The 18,068-nt window shown below is 74.1% G+C and carries 13 protein-coding genes; all 13 read right to left on the reverse strand.

Annotated elements, in window-relative coordinates:
• Positions 1-23: 23 nt before the first annotated feature.
• The gene (locus AC2CJA_RS05770) at positions 24-4,619 is read right to left on the reverse strand and encodes a non-ribosomal peptide synthetase family protein (RefSeq protein ID WP_484601567.1); all 4,596 of its coding nucleotides are present in this window, start codon (positions 4,617-4,619) and stop codon (positions 24-26) included.
• Complete coding sequence (locus tag AC2CJA_RS05775) at positions 4,612-6,408, reverse strand: non-ribosomal peptide synthetase (RefSeq protein ID WP_484601568.1); 1,797 nt, start codon at positions 6,406-6,408, stop codon at positions 4,612-4,614. The genes AC2CJA_RS05770 and AC2CJA_RS05775 overlap by 8 nt, the downstream gene beginning before the upstream one ends.
• 124 nt (positions 6,409-6,532) lie before the next feature.
• The gene (locus AC2CJA_RS05780; RefSeq protein ID WP_484601569.1) at positions 6,533-7,624 is read right to left on the reverse strand and encodes an FAD-dependent monooxygenase; all 1,092 of its coding nucleotides are present in this window, start codon (positions 7,622-7,624) and stop codon (positions 6,533-6,535) included.
• A 74-nt stretch (positions 7,625-7,698) separates the two neighbouring features.
• Positions 7,699-8,880, reverse strand: a complete 1,182-nt coding sequence (locus tag AC2CJA_RS05785) for a glycosyltransferase (RefSeq protein WP_484601570.1) — start codon at positions 8,878-8,880, stop codon at positions 7,699-7,701.
• A 2-nt stretch (positions 8,881-8,882) separates the two neighbouring features.
• Complete coding sequence (gene rfbA, locus AC2CJA_RS05790; protein WP_484601571.1) at positions 8,883-9,854, reverse strand: glucose-1-phosphate thymidylyltransferase RfbA; 972 nt, start codon at positions 9,852-9,854, stop codon at positions 8,883-8,885.
• Positions 9,855-9,857: 3 nt separating this feature from the next.
• A complete protein-coding gene (locus AC2CJA_RS05795; protein ID WP_484601572.1) occupies positions 9,858-10,472 on the reverse strand; it encodes a dTDP-4-dehydrorhamnose 3,5-epimerase family protein in 615 nt (204 codons plus the stop codon).
• A gap of 64 nt (positions 10,473-10,536) precedes the next feature.
• Positions 10,537-11,406 (reverse strand): alpha/beta hydrolase, encoded by an 870-nt coding sequence (locus AC2CJA_RS05800; RefSeq protein WP_484601573.1) that lies wholly within the window; start codon positions 11,404-11,406, stop codon positions 10,537-10,539.
• The gene (locus tag AC2CJA_RS05805; RefSeq protein WP_484601574.1) at positions 11,403-12,458 is read right to left on the reverse strand and encodes a methyltransferase; all 1,056 of its coding nucleotides are present in this window, start codon (positions 12,456-12,458) and stop codon (positions 11,403-11,405) included. Before AC2CJA_RS05805 ends, AC2CJA_RS05800 begins: the two co-directional genes overlap by 4 nt.
• Complete coding sequence (locus tag AC2CJA_RS05810; RefSeq protein ID WP_484601575.1) at positions 12,455-13,720, reverse strand: class I SAM-dependent methyltransferase; 1,266 nt, start codon at positions 13,718-13,720, stop codon at positions 12,455-12,457. Before AC2CJA_RS05810 ends, AC2CJA_RS05805 begins: the two co-directional genes overlap by 4 nt.
• Positions 13,717-14,910, reverse strand: coding sequence for a dTDP-4-amino-4,6-dideoxygalactose transaminase (gene rffA / locus AC2CJA_RS05815; RefSeq protein ID WP_484601576.1), 1,194 nt, complete (start codon positions 14,908-14,910; stop codon positions 13,717-13,719). Before rffA ends, AC2CJA_RS05810 begins: the two co-directional genes overlap by 4 nt.
• Positions 14,907-15,647 carry a methyltransferase gene (locus tag AC2CJA_RS05820; RefSeq protein ID WP_484601577.1) on the reverse strand — a complete coding sequence of 247 codons (741 nt, stop codon included), beginning with the start codon at positions 15,645-15,647 and terminating at the stop codon, positions 14,907-14,909. The genes rffA and AC2CJA_RS05820 overlap by 4 nt, the downstream gene beginning before the upstream one ends.
• Positions 15,648-15,678: 31 nt before the next feature.
• Positions 15,679-16,473 (reverse strand): tryptophan 2,3-dioxygenase, encoded by a 795-nt coding sequence (locus AC2CJA_RS05825; protein WP_484601578.1) that lies wholly within the window; start codon positions 16,471-16,473, stop codon positions 15,679-15,681.
• Positions 16,470-17,714, reverse strand: a complete 1,245-nt coding sequence (locus AC2CJA_RS05830) for a kynureninase (RefSeq protein ID WP_484601579.1) — start codon at positions 17,712-17,714, stop codon at positions 16,470-16,472. Before AC2CJA_RS05830 ends, AC2CJA_RS05825 begins: the two co-directional genes overlap by 4 nt.
• Between the last annotated feature and the right edge of the window lie 354 nt (positions 17,715-18,068).

Genomic DNA, 18,068 nt, shown 5'->3' on the forward strand with positions numbered 1-18,068 from the left:
GCTCGTGCCGCGCGCGGCGGCGCTCACGGCACGCGCGCGGTGGCGACCTGGCCGGTCTCGGCGAAGTAGCGGACCATCGAGGTGATCCAGGACGGGTCGGCGGCGGGCAGTTCGAGGCCGAGGTCCTTCAGCAGCCTGACCGTGCCGTCGTTGGTGTAGCGGTGGTCGCCCAGTTCCATGACCCCCTCCCGGAACAGCGGGACGAGGCTCGCCAGGGAGCGGTCGTCCGCGTCGGCGGGGCCGGACTCCAGGGCGCCGAGCCACTCGGCCGTGGACACGAGCCGGGGCGGGCGCCCCAGCGAGCCCATGGCGGCGAAGACCGTCTCCCAGTCCATGCCGACGGGGTGGAAGACGTGCACGTTCCGGTTGTGCGCGGCGGGCGAGCGGGAGAGCAGCACGACCGCGTCGGCCACCACGTCCACCGGCAGCAGGTCCACGGGCGGCCCCGGCTCCCTCGGCGCCAGGCCCAGCTGCAGGAAGCTCTTGACCTGGAGCCAGAAGAAGTCGTCCGTCCGGCAGGCTCCGGTCGCGGTGTCCGGGCCGATCCTCCCGATGCGGTGGACGGTGACCGGCACTCCCCGTTCCCGGGCCGCCAGCGCCAGCCGCTCGGCGACCCACTTGCTCTGCGCGTAGCCGATGCCGAGCCCGTCGGGGGTCTCGGGGACGGCGTCCTCGCCGATGTCCCGGGCGGGTCCTCCGGGCGGGAAGACGGCGAGCGTGGACATGTGCTGGAGCGGCTTGAGTACCGTGTCGGCGCAGAACTCGACGACCCGCACGAAGCCGTCCACGTTGGTCGGCTTGACCGAGACGTACGGCGCGGCGAAGTTGATGTGCGCCGCCGCGTGGTGGACGGCCTCGATCCGCCCGGCCAGGTCGCGGTACTCCTCGGGCGCGAGGCCGAACCGCTCCCGCGACAGGTCTCCGGCCACCACGCGGACCCGGGACAGGTCCAGGCCGCGGTCGGCCCGGTAGCGGCGAGCGTTGTCGGCGATCCGGCGCAGCCCCTCCTCCGGAGAGCCGGCCCGTACCAGGCAGTGGACCTCGCAGCCGGCGGCGAGAAGGGAGCGCAGCAGGTAGATCCCCAGGAAGCCGGTGACACCGGTCAGCAGCACAGTCCGGGCGGCGGCCGGGTCGGCGCGCCGCGGGGCGGCGGCCGGGTCCAGCCCCTCCGGGAGCCGGGCGTCGGCCCACAGGTCGGGCCCGTCTGCCGTGACCTCCCCGGCGCGCGCCTGCTCCACCCGCGCGGCCATGCCCGCCACGGTCGGGTCGGCCAGCAGCACGCTGAGCGGGAGGTCGACGCCGTACTCCTCCTGGAGTGTCTGGCGCAGCCGCACCGCCATGAGCGAGTGGCCTCCCAGGACGAAGAAGTCGTCCTCCGGGCCGACCGCGGCACCGTCCAGCAGCCCGGCCCAGACGGCGGCGACGTGCTGCTCGGTCGGGGTCGGCGGCCGGCCGCCGGCAGCCTCCTTCCGGGGAGCCGGAAGCGCCGCCGCGCGGGTGGCCAGGGCGGCCCGGTCGGTCTTGCCGCTGGGGGAGGTGGGCAGCTGGTCGATCCCCACGAACCGGGAGGGCACCATGTACGCCGGCAGGGAACGTCCCAGCAGGCGGCGCAGCTCCGGTTCGTCCACGGGGGCGTCCGTGCGCAGGAACGCGACGAGCCGCCGGTCCCCGGGGCGGTGCTCGGCGGCGACCACGGCGGAGGCGGTGACCGAGGGCAGGTCGTTGAGCGCCGCCTCCACCTCCGCGGGCTCGATCCGGTAGCCGCGGATCTTGATCTGCTCGTCGGCCCGGCCCAGGTGCACGAAGCCCTCCTCGGGCGTGAACCTGACCAGGTCGCCGGTGCGGTAGAAGCGTGCGCCCGGCTCCGGGGCGTAGGGGTCGGGCAGGAAGCGCGAGCGGGTCTGCTCCGGCAGGTTCAGGTAGCCGGGGGAGAGGATCCGCCCGCCCACGTACAACTCGCCCGGCACCCCGAACGGCACCGGGCGGCGGTCGGCGTCCAGGACGTACTGCCGCACCCCCGCCACGGTGTGTCCGATGGGCGGCCTCTCCGGCCAGTCGGCCGGGTCGTCCGGCAGACGGTGGGCGGTGCACAGGTGCGCCTCGGACGGCCCGTAGGCGTTGATCAGCGCTGCCCCGGTGAGGCGGCCGAACATCTCCCGCAGCCGGGGCGTGACGACCAGCTGTTCGCCGGTGGTGTAGACCTCGGTCAGGTCGGGCAGGGCGATGCCGTTGCGGACGACGACGGACGCCAGCTCCTGGAGGGCGGCGTAGGGCAGGAAGACCCGGGCCACCCGGTGCTCGCGCAGATGGCCGGCCAGTCGGTGCAGGTCGGCGCGCATCTCCTCGTCGGCGAGGACCAGGGTGCCGCCGGCGCAGAGGGTTCCGAAGATCTCCATGAACGACACGTCGAAGGAGAGCGACATGTACTGGAGGGTGCGGGCGTCGTTGTCCGGCTCGGACAGGTCCATCTGCCGGTACACCAGGTTGTTGATGGTGAAGTCGTCGATGACGACACCCTTGGGCCGTCCCGTGGACCCCGAGGTGTAGACGACGTACATCTCGTCCTCGGGGGTGCGGCGCACCGGCAGGTTTCCCTCGTCCTGCCCCCGCACCCGGTGCTCCTCGGCGTCGAGGTCGAACACCTCGGTGCCCTCCGGGCCCGGCGTCTCCGGGCGGCCCCGGGTGAGCAGGAGCCCGGGACGGGAGTCGGCCAGCATCAGCGCGATGCGGTCCCGCGGGTACGCCGGGTCCAGGGGGACGTAGGAGGCGCCCGCCTTCAGCACCGCCAGCAGGGCGACGACCGCGTCCGGGCCGCGCTCCAGCCGGATCGCGACCCGCGCCCCCGGGCGGACCCCGCGCTCGCGCAGAGCCCGGGCCAGCCGGTTGGCCGCGGAGTTCAGCTGCCGGTACGTGAGGACGCCGCCGTCCACCGCCTCGACCGCCGCGGTGTCCGGAGCCAGCCCGGCCCACTCCTCGAACATCTCGGGCACCGATCGCCGCGCGGGCCGCTCGTCCACGGGCCCGTGCCAGGCGGCCTCCAGCTCCCGCAGCTCCGCCGCGGGCACCCAGCTCAGCTCGCCGACGGGGCTGCCGGGCCGGTCCAGCAGGTCCGCCAGCAGGGTGCGGAACCGCCGGGCGACGCGTTCGACCGTCCCGGGCCGGAACAGGGCCCGGTCGTACTCGAAGGTCAGGCCCAGTTCCTCCCCGCCCTCCTCGACGATCAGCGCGAGATCGTACTTGGGGGCGCCGCTGACGTGCTGCCACTCGTCGGTGCCCAGGCCGAGGTGGCGCAGGACGCGACGCTCCTTCGGCATCAGGGTCACCATCGTCTGGAACAGGGGTGAGCGCCCGCCGTCCCGGCCCGCGCCGAGGGCCTTGACGACCTCCTCGAAGGCCACGTCCTTGTGGCGCATCGCGGTGAGGACCTCCTGCCGGGTGCGCGCCAGCAGATCCCGCGCGGTGTCCCGCGGCGAGATCCGGTGCCGCAGCACGACGGTGTTGACCAGGTGGCCGATGACCTCCTGGTCGGCTGCCCTGTCGCGCAGCGACACCGGCAGGCCGACCGTGAGGTCCTCCTGGCCGGTGTGCCGGTGCAGCAGCACCGCGTAGGCGGTGAGCAGGACCATCAGCGGGGTCACGCCCTCGGCAGCCGCCCGCTCCCGCAGCCGGGCGGCCTCGGCCGCCGGGAGGACCGTCCGCACGCCGTCCGCCCGTCCGGCGCCCCGCCCGCGCGGGTGGTCCAGGGGGAGGTCGAGCAGCGGCGGGGCGTCGGCGAGGTGTTCCCTCCAGTGGTCCAGGGACGCCCGGGCGGCCGTGCGCCCCCGGGCCGCGACGACATCCCTGAACTGCGTGGGGGCCGGGACGCGCGGCAGCTCCCCGCCGGCCGCCAGCCGCCGGTAGGCGGTCAGCCACTCCGTCAGCAGCACGGACCAGGAGAAGCCGTCGAACACGGCGTGGTGCACGTTGACCAGGAGGACCGTGCCGTCCTCTCCGGCGTCCAGGCACAGCACGCGCAGCAGCGGGCCCGTGCGCAGGTCGAGACGGGCGACGGCGAAGTCGGCGGCCAGCCGCCGCACCTCCTCCTCGCCGGAGGCGGCGGCCGTCTCGAAACCGAACCGGGGATCGGCCGACACCCGCTGCACCAGCCGGCCGCCGGCGTCCATGGCGAAGGTGGTCCGCAGACTCTCGTGCCGGGCCACGACGTGCCGCAGCGCGTGCCGCAGCGCCTCGGGGTCGAGCGGTTCGGGGAAGCGCAGCAGGACGGGGGAGTTGTACGCCGCCGGGTCGCCGAACTCCCCGGCGTACCAGATGCCCGCCTGGGCGGCGGTCGCCTCCCAGGCGAACTCCCCGGTGCCGGAGGGTCCGCGGCCCGGCCCCGGCTCCGGTGCCGGGCCACGGGAACCCTTCCGGCGCCGGGCGCGCAGCCGCTCGGACAGGGCGCGCGGTGTGCCGCACTCGGCGACGTCCGCCGCGCTGACCTCCAGGCCCAGCAGGCCGCGCAGGTCGGCGGCGTAGGCGTCGCCGACCGTCGCGGTGAACGGGTCGTCGGCCGTCGCCGCGGGCCGGCCGGCGGTGTGCCGCCATCGGTCGAGCACCACGGTGAGCAGGGGGTCAGTCATGTGCGGCCACCTCCGTGCGGCGTTCGCGTATCGACCGGATGTGGTCGGCCAGCGCCTTGGCGTTGTCGTGCTGGAAGATGTCCTCGGCCCGCACGTCGACCCCCATGACGTCCTGGAGGTTCGCGGCGAGCCGGATGAGCTGGAGGGAGTTGGCGCCGGACAGGACGAAGGAGTCGCCGGTGCCGATCCGCTCCCGTCCGGTCACGCCGGCGAGCAGGCCGACGATGACGGAGGCGACCGGGTCCTCCGCCTCGCCGCGCGCCTGCCCGGCCTCCGGCTCCACCAGGACGGCACGGGGCTCCTGGAGGGCCATGCGGTCCAGCTTCCCGTTGTGGTTCAGCGGCAGCTCGGCCAGGTGGTGGACGCGGGCGGGCAGCATGTAGTCGGGCAGCCGTCCGCGCAGCTCGGACAGCAGGGTCTCGGTGCCGGGCGGCTCGCCCGTCGCGGTGGTGCAGAACAGGACCAGCTCCTTCAGGTGGTCCGCCGCGTCCACCGCGCGGACCACCGCGCGCTCCACCAGCCCCGTCTGCTCGGCGGCGAGTTCAACCTCGCGGAGCTCCACCCGGAAGCCCCGGATCTTGACCATCTGATCGGCCCGGCCCGCCAGGACGACCTCGCCCTCCGGTGTCGTACGGGCCATGTCACCGGTGCGCAGCAGCCGCGTCCCGTCGTGCACGGGGAACTTCTCGGCGGTCAGTTCCGGCTGGTCCAGGTAGCCCTGGGCCAGACCGGCGCCGCTGATGCACATCTCGCCCACCTCACCGGGCTCGCACGGGGTGAGGTCCTCGCGCAGGACGTGCAGCCCCACGCCCGGCAGCGGCCGTCCCACCGGGAACACCTGGCTGCGCAGGTCGTCCTCGGTCAGGGCGTGGACCGCGGTCAGGGCCGAGTTCTCGGTGCAGCCGTAGGCGTTGCAGACGGTCCCGCCGACGGCCCGCAGGGCGCGGGCCAGGTGGGGCGGCGAGGGGAAGTCGCCGCTGACGATGACCGTCCGCACCCCGCGCAGCGCCTCGGGGTGGCCGTCGACCAGGAGGTTGAACAGGCCGCACGGCAGGTTGAGGAAGGTGACCCGGCGCTCGGTTATGGTCCGGGCCAGGTCGGGCAGCGAGGGAAGCTGCGGGGGCGGGACGACCACCCGGGCCCCGTGCGTCAGGCTCAGCCAGATCTCGGTGGTGGAGGCGGCGAAGGAGTACGGGGCGAGCTGGAGGAAGCAGTCGTCGGAGCGGACCTCCACCTCCCCGTTGTACCGGGCCACGCGGGCGATGCCCCGGTGGGCGATGAGCACGCCCTTGGGGCGGCCGGTGGACCCGGAGGTGAACAGGATGAACGCGGTGCTCTCCGGGTCCACCGGTTCCGGCAGGTCGCCGTCCTCCAGAGAGGCGCTGTCGGCGATGAGCTCGTGGACATCGCGCTCGACGGTGACGGACCCCAGCCCCGCCGGCACGTCCCGCAGCGTCAGCGGCAGCGCGGCCTCCTGTGCGATCGCGCGCCGTACGGAGACCGGGTGGGCGGGGTTCAGCGGCACGACCACGGCCCCGGCCTTCAGGACGGCCAGGATGACGGTGTACAGCTCCAGGGAGCGGGACATGTGGACGCCCACCCGGCTGCCCGCCCCCACGCCCTCCCGCCGCAGACGGCGGGCGAGGCGGTTGGCCGACGCGTTCAGCTCGCGGTAGGTGAGCGAGGACGTGCCGTCCTCCAGCGCGGTCCGGTCGGCCGCGGCGGCGGCCGCGGCCTCGAAGGCGGCGGGGAGAGCCGGTACGTCCTTCAGCTCTTGGATGGCGTGCACATTTCCTCCAGCAGCGACGACGGGCCGCGGCGGGGGTGGCCGCGGTGGGGGAATCGGGAGGGACGGGAGGGAGAGGATGACGGGACGGGGCGGCGGCGATCGCGGGTACCGGGCGGTCACCCCGTCACCGGCCGCTCGGCACCGTGTCCGCCGGAACCAGCCCGGCGGTGTCGGCGGCCAGGTCGCGCATCGAGACCCGGCCACCGCGGGTGACCAGGTCCACGAGGAACCGTTCCGGGGGCGCGTCGCCCGCTTCGGCGAGGCCGGCGAACCAGGCCGCGCTCGCCCGCCCGATCCGTTGCGCGTGCTCCACGGCCGGTCGGCGGGCCGCCTCGTAGGCCGCCAGCGCGGCCGGGAGCGACGGCTGGGAGCGCAGGGCGGCGACGAGCGCGTGGGCGTCGTCGAGGGCCAGCCGGGTGCCGGATCCGATCGAGTAGTGCGCGGTGTGCGCCGCGTCGCCGAGCAGCACCACGTTCCCGCTGGACCAGGTGGAGTTGCGCACCTGTGGGAAGCGGCTCCACCGCGACCGGTTCTCCAGCAGCCGCGCTCCCGCCAGCGGACCGGCGAAGAGCCGGGCCAGCTCGTCGGTGCCGGGGCGGTGCGCGGCCTCCACCAGGAAGGTGCTGCGGCCCGGCTCGTACGGATAGGCGTGTGCGGTCACCGGGCCCCGGGGGGTGTCGGCGACGATGAAGGCGAGCCCGTCGAAGGCCCGTTCGGCGCCCAGCCAGACGTAGTCCGGCGCGATCCGCTCCGTCGTGGTGCCGAACCGCCCGGCCAGGGCGTCCCGGGTGGCCGAGCGCGCCCCGTCGGCCGCCACCACCAGGTCGTACCGGGCGGCGAGCGCCGCTGCGCCGGGGGCCGGGGCGCCCTGGCGCAGCCGCACCCCCAGCTCAGCGCACCGCTGCCGCAGCGGCCGCAGCAGGGCCCGGCGGCTCATCGCGCCCAGCCAGGGGGCCCGGGTGGTGAGCGACCTGCCGTGGCGGTGCACGGTGATCTCGTCCCATCCGGCCAGGTGCGGCGCCAGCGCGCCGGCCAGCCGCGGGTCGGCGCGGTGGATCGTGTCCAGAGCGGCGGGCGGCAGTATGACGCCGAATCCGTAGGTGTCCTCCACGCGGTGGCGCTCCCACACGGTGACCTCGTCCGGCGGGTCGGCCAGCCGGGCGAACGCGGCGAAAGCCAGCCCCGCCGGGCCGCCGCCGACGACAGCGATCCTCACCCTCACTCCTCCTCGGTCGTTCGGTTCCGCCCCGGGCCCGGTGGCGGGCGGCGGGGCGGTGGGTCACCGGCGGGTCACCAGCGCTCGGCGCGGAGCAGTTCGCCGATGCGGTCGACGACCGCGGCGGGCGAGGGCATGGCCGCCATCTCCTCGGCGACCTCCTGCGCCGCCCGCCGGGGCGCGGGGTCGCGCAGCACCTCGTTCAGCGCGCCGGCGACCGCCTCCGGTCCGGAGGCGTCGATGTCCAGGGTGGGGCCGGCGCCCCGGGCGGCCACGGTCCGGGCGTTGCTGACGTTGACCGTGCCCGGCATCGGGAGCGAGACCTGCGGCACACCGGCGGCGAAGGAGCTGAGCACGGTTCCGGAGCCGCCGTGGTGCACGATCGCGTCGCAGTGGTCGAGCAGCGCCCGCAGCGGCAGCCACCGCTCGGGCCGCACGTGCGGCGGCAGGGTCGCGGGCAGCTCCGGCAGGTCGGCGTCCGCGGTGAGCAGCACCAGCTCCGCGCCCAGTTCCTCGGTGGCCAGCACGATGTCGCGGTACAGCGCGCCCTCGCGGGTCATGGCCGCCGAGGAGCCGCAGGTGGCCACGGTGCGCGGCACGTCGCTCCGCCGCATGGCCCAGTGCGGCAGGGTGCCGCCGTTGTTGAAGCAGCCGTACCGCATCGCCAGCCGGTGCGCGGGCCGGCCGATGTCGGTGGGCACGTCGGTGAAGTTGGCCAGCGAGGGGGGCAGGACGTCGATCTCGATCTCCGCCTCCGTCACCTTCTCCACACCGGCTTCCGCGGCGTGCGGCGCCAGGTACTCCAGGGCTGGGCCGAAGGTCGGCAGGGGCGTCCCGTAGCCGTGCAGCACCGCCGGGACGCCCGCGGCCCGGGCGGCGACCAGCGCGGCGGAGTGGATGCCGGGGTAGACCACGGCGTCGGCCCCCCAGGCGCGGGCGATGTCCACCAGGTCGTCCAGCATCCGCAGGCCCACCTCGCCGAACGCGCGGCCGTGCACGGCCAGCGACGTGGCGTCGTCCGGGGCGGATCCGGCCTCGGCGCGCTCCAGCATGCGCAGCAGGTCGTCGTAGGGCTGCCGGGCCCGCCGGGCCGCACCGGCCTCGGCGGTGACCAGCCCCGCCGCCACCGCCGTGCGCTCCGCGGGGCCGCAGGTGGCCACCAGCACCTCGTGGCCCGCCGCCTGGGCGGCGTGCGCCAGGGGGACCAGCGGCATCAGGTGGGAGGAGACGGGCATCGAGGTGAACAGGTAACGCATGGTCAACTCCTTGCGGCTCCGGCGCGCGGGGCGGTCAGGGACGGCAGTCCGGCGGGGTCGGCGACGAGGCCGGGCGGCAGGGCGTCCGGGACCTGCCGCCCGTCCGCCGTGCGGTCGGCGAGCTCGATCAGATAGGTGCCGTAGTCGGTGTTCGCGTGCTCCCGGCCCAGCCGCCGGAGCTGCTCGGCCCCGATGAAGCCCATGCGGTAGGCGATCTCCTCGACGCAGGCGATGCGCACGCTCTGGCGCTGCTCCAGGATCTGGACGTACTGGCCGGCCTCCAGCAGGGCGTCGTGGGTGCCGGTGTCCAGCCAGACGAAGCCCCTGCCCAGCCGGACCAGTTCGGCCTTGCCGCGCTCCAGGTACGCCTGGTTGATGTCGGTGACCTCCAGTTCGCCCCGCGCGGAGGGGGCCAGGCCCCGGGCGATCCCGACCACGTCGTTGTCGTACATGTACAGGCCGGTGACGGCGAGTTCGGAGCGCGGCCGCTCAGGTTTCTCCTCGATGCCCAGCAGCCGCCCGTCGTCGTCCACCTCGGCGACGCCGTACCGCTGCGGGTCCCGCACCGGGTAACCGAAGATGGTGCAGCCGTCGAGCCGCCGCGCCCGGTCGCGCAGCAGCGCGGAGAAGCCGGGTCCGTGGAAGAGGTTGTCGCCCAGGACGAGCGAGACCGAGTCGTCGCCGATGTGGTCGGCGCCGATCAGGAAGGCCTCCGCGATGCCGCCGGGATGCTCCTGCTCGGCGTAGTCGAAGCGCAGGCCGAGGTGACCGCCGTCGCCCAGCAGTGCGCGGAACAGGGGCAGGTGGTGGGGCGAGGAGATGACGAGGATGTCCCGTATCCCGGCCAGCATGAGGACCGAGAGCGGGTAGTAGACCATGGGCTTGTTGTAGACCGGGAGCAGTTGTTTGGAGAGCACGCCGGTCAGGGGTTTGAGCCGGCTGCCCGACCCGCCGGCCATGATGATGCCCTTCACGTGTCAGTCCTCCTTCGTCTGGGGGCTCTGTCGCAGATCCCCGCCGTGCGGCCGGTACTCCGGCAGCAGGCCGCGGTCGAGCGCCTCGGCCAGCGTGGGCGCGGTGCGGTCCCGGTCGGACATGACCGGCTCCGGTCGGCGGGGCACGGGCAGTCCGAGCGCGGGGTCGAGCACCGACACGGCCAGTTCGTCCTCCGGCCGGTACGGGGTGGAGAGCAGGTAGACCAGCACGGTCCCCTCCGCCAGGGAGACGAAGGCATGGCCGACGCCCGGGGGGCAGTACACGGCGCGCGGCCGGGCCGGGCCGAGCCGGACCGAGTCCCAGCGGCCGAAGGTCGGCGATCCGGCCCGTACGTCCACCACCAGATCCAGCGCCTCTCCCGCCGCGCACAGGACGATCTTCGCCGTGCCCGGTTCGGAGCGGGCGTAGTGCACGCCGCGCACCACGCCCGTCCGGTTGACGCTCAGCCCGCTGCGCACGGCCCGGAACGGCGGGCCGTCCAGGACGGCCGCGTAGTCCGCCTCCTGGTACACCGGGCAGAACAGCCCCCGCCGGTCGGGGAAGACCGGCGGGGTGATCTCCAGGGCGCCCGCGACGGCGAGTTCCCGTGCTTCCATGCGGCAACCTCCCTGCGTCGTGTCCGGGCGGCGCCCGCGGACGGGAGGACGGGCTCCGCCCGGCTCACCGCCCGGGGCCCAGCCCCAGGTGGCCCAGTACCGTGCGGCCCAGCACCGTCGCGGGGTCGCCGAGGTCCAGCGGCAGGTCGAAGTGGTCGCGGTCCTCCACCACCAGGTCCTCCACCGCCGGGCCCCCCGCGGTCCGGCCCCGTCCGCGCAGTGCGGCGGAGAACCGCTCCTGCTGCCGGGCGTACTCGTCGGTCTCGTACCGGCCCCGGGCCAGCAGTACCCGCTCGGTGCGCGGCGGCGACCGGAACAGCGGGCTCTGCTTCCGGGCCGCCGCCGGGCTCAGCCCCAGCGCGTCGTTGACGTAGCTGCCGACCACCGGGCGCAGGTCGTACAGGCCGCTCAGCAGGACCAGCCCGGTCAGCGGGACACCGTCCGGCCCGCCGGCCGCCATGGCCACCAGGTGGGCCCCGGCCGAACTCCCCGCCGCGTACACCGCGTCGCCGCGGCCGCCCAGCGCCGCGGCGTTCTCCCGCACCCAGGCCAGGCCCCGCCGTACCGACGCGCTCATCTCCCGCAGCCGCCTGCGGGGCGCCAGGCCGTAGCCGAGGGCGATGTACCCGGCGCCGGCCGCCAGCAGCGCGGGCGCGGCGAAGCAGGCCTCCTCCTTGCCGGACTCCTGCCAGTGCCCGCCGTGCACGAAGACCAGCAGCGGCGCGCCGGGGCGGCGCGGCGGGAAGTGGTGCAGCCGCTCGGCGGGGTCCGGGCCGTAGGCGACATCGGCCCGGTGCCCCAGCGTGCGCAGCGCGGCCAGGCTGCGCGTGCGGTACTCCGCGAGCGTCCCCCGGGCGTCTCGGGCCCGGCTGCTGGGCGACAGTTCCCTGTCCAGCGCCTCGCGGCGGTGTCCTGCGGTGTCCGGCCGGCTCATCGAGCCGGCCGGCGCCCGCTGACCACGCCGTGCGGGGTCCAGCCCGGCCCGGTGGTGCGGTGGACGTCGGTGAAGCCCGCCTCCCGCAGCCAGGTCTCGCACTCCTGCCAGCGGTAGATGGTGGAGTGCCGGAACGGGAGGGTGGTGAAGTAGACGTTGTCCAGCGCCGCGTACAGCGGACCCGCCCCGTCGTCGTCGCTGAACGCGTTGAACACCAGCACCCGCCCGCCGGGCTCCACGGCCTCGTACGCCTTCCGCAGCAGGGCGAGGTTCTGCTCGGGCGACCAGATCACGAACTGGTGAGCGAAGAGCACGCAGTCGTGCCCGCCGGGGTACGGGTCGGTGAAGATGTCGGCCGCGCAGGTGTCGATCCGCTCCTCCAGCCCGGCTTCGCGGACGTTGCGGTCGGCCACCTCCAGCGCCCCCGCCCGGTCCAGGACCGTGACGCGCAGGGACGGGTGCGCGCGGGCCAGGGCGATGGCGTTGACGGCGTCTCCGCCCCCCACGTCCAGGACACGGCGCGTGCCGGAGAAGTCGGTCCGCTCCACGAGCACCGGGTTGGACAGCCGGGACCAGGAGTGCATGCAGCGGTAGAAGAGCTCCTCCAGGCCGGGCACCCCCGACAGCCTCGTGTACAGGTCGCGGGTGGTGCCGGGGAAGTGGCGGATGCCCACGTTCTCACCGGTGCGCAGGGACTCGGCGTAGTCCGCCGCGGGCAGGTAGGAGACACGGTCCTGGAACTCGACGATGTCCCGCAGCACCGGCCACAGCCCCTCCCGGAAGGCGGCGGCGACGGGCGGCCCGTTGCGGTAGGCGCCGTCCTCGACCGCGGTCAGGCCCAGGGCCGTGGTGCCCAGCAGCAGGGTCTCGGCGGCCCGGCGGGCGAGCCCGAGGCCGTCGGCCACCTTGTCGGCCGGCAGCGGCCCGTCGGTGTCGAGCAGTTCGAACAGGCCGAGCCTGCACCCGGCGTTGAGCTGCTGGAACGCCGCGTGCCCGAACAGGACGGGAACGAGGCGTCCCAGCAGCTCGGAGGAGTTCGCGTCACCGGTCACGGGGCGGTCACCGCCCGGATGTGCACCGTCGGTTCGGGAACGGGGACGATGAAGCCACCCCCGGCCTCGAGGAAGGCCGACTCCTTGCGCATGATCTCCTCGGCGTAGTTCCAGGCGAGCAGCAGGTAGTAGTCCGGCGGCTGTCGCACGTCACCGGGGGCCAGGACGGGGATGTGGGTGCCGGGGGTGACCCTGCCCTGCTTCTGCGGGGTGGTGTCGGTGCAGAATTCCAGCTCGTCCCGGCCCAGACCGCAGATGTTCAGCAGTGTGGTGCCCTTCGCCGAGGCGCCGTAGCCGGCGACGCGGCGGCCGTCGGCGACCAGCTCCCGCACCAGCCGGGACAGGTCGTCGCAGGTCTTCCGCACGCGTGCCGCGAAGTCCTGGTACATGCCGTCGGAGAGGTAGCCGGCGCTCCGCTCGTGCTCGATCAGCTCCCGCACCCGGTCGTGGGTCTGCCGGGGCCCGTCCGCCAGGCCCGCCGACACCAGGACCGACCCCCCGTGCACCGCCAGCCGCTCCACGTCCACGGTGCGCAGCCCGTGACGGGCGAAGAGCGTGTCCAGAGTGCTGATCAGGAAGTACGACAGGTGCTCGTGATAGATGGTGTCGAACGCCAGCCGGTCCAGCAGGTCCACCGCGTAGGGCACCTCGATGGTGAACAGCCCGTCCTCGGCGAGCAGCGCGTGCACCCCGGCCAGCACGTCGGCCACGTCGTCGATGTGGGCGAAGACGTGGCGGCCCAGGATCAGCGACGCCCTTCCGTGCTCGGCGGCGACCGCCCGGGCGGTCGCGGAGTCGAAGTACTCGGACACGGTGGGCACGCCGCGGTCCTCGGCGATCTCGGCCAGGTTGCGGGCCGGGTCCACCCCCAGCACCCGCGCGCCCGCCTCGCGGAAGACCAGGAGCTGGTCGCCGGTGTTGCTGCCCAGTTCCACGACGAGGTCGCCCTCGGCCAGCCCGGCCCGCTTCCGGCACAGCCGCACCACCGTCCGCATGTGCCGCGCCATCGTCTCGGAGTCCGAGGTGACGTAGGAGTAGGTGCGGTAGAGGACCTGGGGGTCGACGACGGCGGTCAGACTCATCAGCCGGCACTCGCGGCAGGAGACGACCTCCAGCGGGTACGCCTCCTCGCGCGCGTACGAGTCGGCCACCTCGAGGAAGCCGTTGGCGAGCGGCACACTGCCGAAGGAGATCACCTTCTGCCACCGCTCGCCGCCGCAGACGCGGCACGCGGTGACGAACCGGACGGCTTCGTTGCTCATCGCGGGTCCTTTCGGTCGTTGGCGCGGGCCGCGCCGGTTCGGAAGGAGAGGAGCGTGTCCACCACCTGCTCCGCCTGCGCGTCGCTGAGCCCGTCGTACAGCGGCAGCCGCACCAGCCGGTCGGCGATCCGCTCGGTGACGGGGCAGCCGCCGGGCGCGCTGCGGCCGTGGCGGGCGCCCGCGGGGGAGGTGTGCAGCGGCTGGAAGTGGAAGGTGGCCTGCACGCCGCGCTCGGAGAGGTGGCGCAGGAGCGCCGCCCGGTCCGCCTCGGAGGGCATCACCAGGTGGTAGAGGTGGGCCGAGTGCGTACGGCCCTCGGGCACGGTGGGCAGCGCGACCCCCTGGTCCGACGCCCAGTCGGCGAGTCCGCCGTGATAGGCGTCCCACACCGCGTGGCGCCGCTTCTGGACGGTGTCGAACTCCTCCAGCTGCGCCGCCAGCAGGGCCGCCAGCACCTCGGGGAGGATGTAGCTGGAACCCAGGTCCACCCAGCGGTACTTGTCGACCTGGCCCAGGAAGTACTGGTGCCGGTTGGTCCCGCGGTCGCGGATGACCGTCGCCCGGTCGACCAGGGCGTCGTCGTTGACCAGCAGCGCACCGCCCTTGCCGCAGTGCACGTTCTTGGTCGCGTGGAAGCTCTGCGCCGCCAGGAGGCCCAGGCCGCCCAGCGGCCTGCCGTGGTAGGACGCGCCCAGCCCGTGCGCGTTGTCCTCGATGACGGGGATGCCGTGCGCGTCGGCGATGCGGAGGATCTCGCGCATCTCGCAGGCCACCCCCGCGTAGTGCACGGCCACGATGGCGCGGGTGCGCTCGGTGATGGCCGACTCCAGCGAGGACTCGTCCATGTTGAGGGTGTCCGGGCGGCAGTCGACGAAGACCGGCACGGCGCCGCGCAGCGCGAAGGCGCTGGCCGTCGGGGCGAAGGTGAACGACGGCATCACCACCTCGTCGCCCGGGGCCAGGTCCATCAGCAGGGCGGCGATCTCCAGGGCGTGGGTGCACGAGGGCGTCAGCAGCACGTGCCGCGAGCCGGTGATACGGGACAGCAGTTCGGTGGCGCGGGCGCTGAACGGGCCGTTGCCGTCCAGGTCGCCGGAGTCGAGTACCTGGCGAAGGTAGGCGTACTGCCGGTCGGCGGTGTGCGGCACGTGGAAGGGCACCGTCCGCGCGGCGGCGGGAGCGACACTCATCGGGGCAGCTCCAGGAGGGTGAAGTCGATGTGGACACGTGCCTCGTCGTCGGCGTGCGCCGCGTACACCGGGGAGGCGCCCAGCTCCGCCGCGGGGACGGAGAAGGACTCCTGCCGGTGGACGCGGACGCCGAAGCCGGCCTCCCCGGCCACCTCCCGGAGCCGTTCGGCACTGCCCATCGCGAAGCTGAAGCCGAGGAAGAGCCGGCCGCCGGGAGCGAGCCGCTCGGCGGCCTCGGTGAGGAACCGCCGGTGCATCGTGTAGCCGGGGTCGAAGAAGTGGTAGGCGAGGTCCGACTCGTGGGTCCGCTCGGGCGGGGTCTCGATGAACGGCGAGTTCCAGAAGATCAGGTCGAAGGTCTCGCCGGGCTCCAGCGCGTCGAAAAGGTCGCTGGTGAGTGCCCTGACCCGGTCGGCCACCCCGTGCCGCCGGGCGTTCAGCTCGGTGGTGCGCACCGCCGCGGGGTTGATGTCCAGCGCGGTCACCCGCGGCACTCCCGAGAGCGCCGCGACCACCGAGGCGACACCGCAGCCGCTGCCCATCTCCAGCATGTGGCCGACGCCGTCGCGCGGCAGCCAGGACGCGAAGAGGCCCGTGGCGTGGTTGTACTCGCCGCCCAGCACTCCGCCGAGCTGGTGCCACCGCATGTCCAGGAGCGTGAACTCCCGCTCGCGGTCCTGTTCCGCCACGGCGTGCGCGTAGGCTTCCTGTCCCATGGTGAGGCCGAGTTCGTTCATGGCTGGTCCCTCCGGTCGGGGGCGCGGACGGTCACAGGACCGAACGCATGGTCCACAGCTCGGGGAAGAAGCGGTGCTCGTTGACCTTCCGGAGCCAGGCGGCGCCGTCGCTGCCGCCGCTGCCCCGCTTGCCGCCGAGCATCCGCTCCACCACCAGCAGGTGGGCGGCCCGCCAGTGCGAGAACTGGTAGGCCACCTCCAGGAGCTGCTCGGCGAGGTCGTAGGCGGCCCGGTGCCCGTTCGGGTCGCGGTAGACGGTCAGCCAGACCTTCTCCACGCCTTCGTCGGGTTCGTACCGGGAGGCCGGCTCCCGGGTCGTCAGGTGCTCCGGCACGGGGAGGCCGGCCCGTGCCAGGAAGCGGAGCACCTCGTCGTAGAGGCTCGGGCGGTCGAGCTCGGCGCGCAGCCGGGGGAAGGCGTCGAGGTCGGCCGGCCGGACCACGGCGGTGTCGCGGTTGCCGAGGGTGAACTCCAGCAGCCGGTACATGAAGGACTGCGTGCCCGACGCCTGGCCCAGCGTGTCGCGGAAGACCAGAAACTCGTCCACCGGCATGGCGTTCATGCTCTCCCAGCAGCCGATCAGCACCCGCTGGTTGCGCACCGCGCGCGACAGCGCCCGGCAGGCAGCCTCGGGACGGTCCTCGCGCAGCCGGGCACGGGCCTGGTCCACCTCCAGGTGCACCATGCGGAAGAGTAGTTCCTTGACCTGGCTGATGAGGATGAACGACATCTCGAACGGCGACTCGGTGCGCGGCTCCTGCAGGGAGTGGAGCGCGTCCATGCGGGCGTAGTCGACGTACTCGTTGTACTCACCGGTCCCGTTCACCCGGCCACCTCCCCGGCGCGGGGCACCTCGCGCAGGACCTCCCGCAGGGCCGCCACCGTGTCGAAGACGTCGGTGTAGGACACGTACAGGCCGTTGAGGCACAACCGGAGCAGGTCGGGCGGGCGCGAGTCGGTGACCACGCCCCGCTCCATCAGCGCGGCCGACACCGCGGGCGCCTGGGAGTGGCGCAGGGTGATGTGGTTGCCCCGCCGGTCGTGGGCGGAGGGCGTCACCACCTCGACCCCCCGGCCGGGTCCCGGGGCGCCGGACGCCCCGGGGAGATCCGCCACGAGGCGGGCCAGGTAGTCGCCCAGCCGCAGGCTCTTGCGCCGCACCGCGGCCACCCCGGCGGCCTCCAGCGGCTCCAGCGCCGCCTCCAGCGCCAGGAGCGACAGGATGTGCGGCGTACCGGTGCGGGCGCGGTCGATGCCGGGGGCGGGGACGAACTCGTCCGCCATGCCGAACGGCCGGGCGTGCCCGTGCCAGCCGGTGAGCGGCAGATCCAGCGCGTCGTGGTGGCGGGCGGCGGAGTAGAGGAACGCGGGGGCGCCCGGACCGCCGGAGAGGTACTTGTAGCCGCAGCCCACCGCCAGGTCCACCCCGGCGGCTTCCACGTCCAGGGGCACCGCGCCCGTCGCGTGGCTGAGGTCCCACACCGCGACGCCGCCCGCCGCGTGGACGTCCGCCGTCGTCCGGGGGACGTCCCACAGCTCGCCGGTGCGGAAGTCGACCGTGCCGCACAGTACGGCGCCGACCTCCCCCCGGTGCCGCCGGAGCACCCCGCCCAGCTCGCCCATCGGCGTCTCGACCAGCCGCAGGCCCAGCATGCGGGCCACCGAGGCCGCCAGGTAGCGGTCCGTGGGGAAGTTGGCCGCGTCGGAGACGAGCACCGGGCGGTCCGGGCGCAGCCGGGCGGCCGCGGTCACCGCGTTGAACAACTGCACCGAGGTGGACTCGCCCACGACGGTCCGGCCGGCCCCGGCGCCGATCAGCCGCCCGATCCGGTCGCCGACCCGCACGGGGGCGTCCCACCAGCCGTCCTCGCTCCAGCCGCGGATCAGGTGCTCGCCCCACTGGTGCCGCACCACCCGGTCCAGGGCGTCCGGCACGGCGCGGGGGAGGGGGCCCAGGGAGTTTCCGTTCAGCTGGATCACACCGTCGGGCAGTGCGAATTCCTTGCGGAATACGGACAGCGGGTCCTCGGAGTCCTGTTTCTCGGCCCACTCACGAGTGGATTCCACTTGTAGTGCTCCCTCGATCTTCCGTAGCGGGTGCTGCCGGCGGCAGCCGGTGGACACAGTCGACGCGCACTGTAGGAATTTCTATCTTCGCTCCTCCTGAAAGGTCAACGACCCGTCCTTCAGCGGAACTTCAGAAGAGCTCAAAGCGAGTTCAAGAGGTCTTCCAGAGTCATTCAGGGAACGTCCCCGGAAGAACTCGTCGATGCTTTCCCGCAATAGCATCCGAGGGCGCGCGGGAATGTACGCGCCCTCGGAGCCCGGAAACGAGAGGAAGGCACGGTGATGAAGACGGGGTACGACGGAACACGCCCGGCGCGGGCGCGGGAGGCGGACACCCCGTGCGCGGGGCCGCGG

This window comes from Streptomyces sp. ATLC9, assembly GCF_057196705.1.